The following is a 2,241-nucleotide window of genomic DNA, read 5'->3' as shown; positions in this document are numbered from 1 at the left end:
CGATGCCCGACAGATCGAACCGCACCGGGAAGATCGAGGTGAACCAGCCCACCGTGCGCGACAGATCCGCGCCCGGCACCGCCTCCTCCTCACGACCGTGCCCCTCCAACCGGATCAGCACCGAATCATCCACGGCCGCACCGCCCGGCGCGCCGGTGGCCGCGCCCCGGGCCCGCCAGGCCGCGACGGCGATCGCCAGGGCGGCCAGCAGACCGTCGTTGACGCCACCGTGGAACAGGGCCGGGACGGTCGTCAGCAGGGCTGTGGTGGTCCGCGCGGACAATTCGATGTGATGTTCGGCCATCGCGGCCGACACGTCGACGGCCGGGTCGAGTGGCCGGATGGTGAGCAGCGGATCGGGTCCGATGGCCGTCCGCTGCCAGTATCCGATCTCGGTGGCCGCGCCGATCGCCTTGTGCGCGAGCGCGTGTGCCCACGTGCGCATGCTCGTCGACGCCGGTGACCATTCAGGGGGGCGCCCCGCCGACAGCTGCGCCCAGGCGGAGGCGAGGTCCGGCACCAGGATTCGCCACGAGACGCCGTCGATCACCAGATGGTGGGCGGCGATGAGCAGCCAGCCGGATCGGGCGGGATCGGCCGGCTGGAGCCGGACGAAGCGGATCACCACGCCCGCTTCCGGATCCAGCCGATCGACCGCGGAATCCAGTGCGGCCGTGGCGATATGGGGCATGTCGGAGTCGCTGTCCGGATCGACCGCGATGTGGTCGATCAGTGCGTCGATGTCGACGGTGCCGGGGGCGGCAGTTTCCACGAACCAGCCCGGCTCGGCGTCGTGTCGCAGTCGTGCGCGCAGCATGTCGTGCCGGTCGATCACCGCGGCCAGGGTCGCGATGAGACCGGCCCGGTCGATCCCCGCCGGAAGTTCCAGGGCCAGTGACTGATTGAAGCGACGCCAGGAGCCCGGCCGTTCCACCATGTACCGCATCACCGGCGTCAGCGGCATCGTGCCGACGCCGCCGCCGGGCAGTTCCGCGAGTGTCCGCTGTGTCGATTCCCCGCCGCGTGTGGCGATGTCGGCGAGTGCGGCGATGCTGCGTCGTTCGAAGACGTCGCGGGGGGTGAAGACGATGCCGCGGGCTTTGGCGCGGGAGACGAGTTGGATGGACAGGATGGAGTCGCCGCCGAGGGCGAAGAAGGAGTCGTCCAACCCGATCTGGTCGGTGCCGAGGACCTCGGCGAAGACCTGGGCGAGGATGGTCTCGATCTCGGTGGCGGGGGCCCGGTATTCGCGGGCGGCGACGACGGGTTCCGGCAGGGCGCGGCGGTCGAGTTTGCCGACCGGGGTCAGCGGGATCTCGTCGAGGACGGTGATCGCGGCGGGCACCATGTGCGGCGGCAGGATCGCCGCGACATGATCGGTGAGCTCGGTGATGTCGAGGGTGTGGCCGGCCACGGGTTTCACGTAGGAGGCGAGGATGGTGGCGCCGGCGGTGGTGTCGCGGCCCATGGTGAACGCGAAGTCCACGTCGGGGTGCCGGGACAGGACGGCGTCGATCTCGCCGAGTTCGATCCGGAACCCGCGGATCTTCACCTGGAAATCGCTGCGCCCCACATAATCCAGCTCCCACCGGGTTTCGCCATCCGTCCGGTCGTCGGTGCGGTGGGGTGCCGGGTGCCAGCGGACGATGTCGCCGGTGCGATACATCCGTGCGCCGGGAGCGCCGAAGGGGTTGGCTACGAACCGTTCCGAGGTGAGGGAGTATCGGTCGTGGTAACCGCGGGCGACTCCGCCACCGGCGAGATACAGCTCGCCCGCGACACCCGGCGGGACCGGGTTGAGCCGGTTGTCCAGCACCAGTGCGGACATGCCGTGTACCGGGGTGCCGACGGTGATGTGGTCACCGGGGTACAGGCGTGCGTAGGTGGAGATGATCGTGGTTTCGGTGGGCCCGTACGCGTTGAAGTACTTGCGGCCCGGCTGCCACTTCGCCAGCAACTCCGGTGTGGTCACGTCACCACCGACCGAGGTGACCAGCAGTTGTGCCTGATTGTCGGGGTCCATGGTGCCCAGAACGGCCGGGGTGATGATCGTGTGGGTCACCTGCTCCGCCCGCAGCAGCTCCGCGAGATCGCTGCCGCCGATGATCTCCGGGGGTGTGATGACCAGGGTGGCGCCGATGTAGAAGGCGCACACCCATTCCAGCACCGACGGGTCGAAACTCGGTGAGCAGATGTGCAGGAACCGGTGATGCGGTTCCAGCCCGTACAACCCGGTCGCGA

General features: G+C 69.3%; 1 protein-coding gene. It reads right to left on the bottom strand.

What is annotated here, in order from left to right:
- A partial coding sequence (locus tag NRB56_RS38050) for a condensation domain-containing protein (RefSeq protein WP_153349231.1) occupies positions 1–2,241 on the bottom strand: 2,241 nt, incomplete at both ends.

It is taken from the genome of Nocardia aurantia (genome assembly GCF_009604425.1).
In the GTDB taxonomy this organism is placed as follows: domain Bacteria; phylum Actinomycetota; class Actinomycetes; order Mycobacteriales; family Mycobacteriaceae; genus Nocardia; species Nocardia aurantia.
The sequence above is the reverse complement of the archived record's forward strand: the minus strand, read 5'-3'. Positions and strand labels throughout refer to the sequence as shown.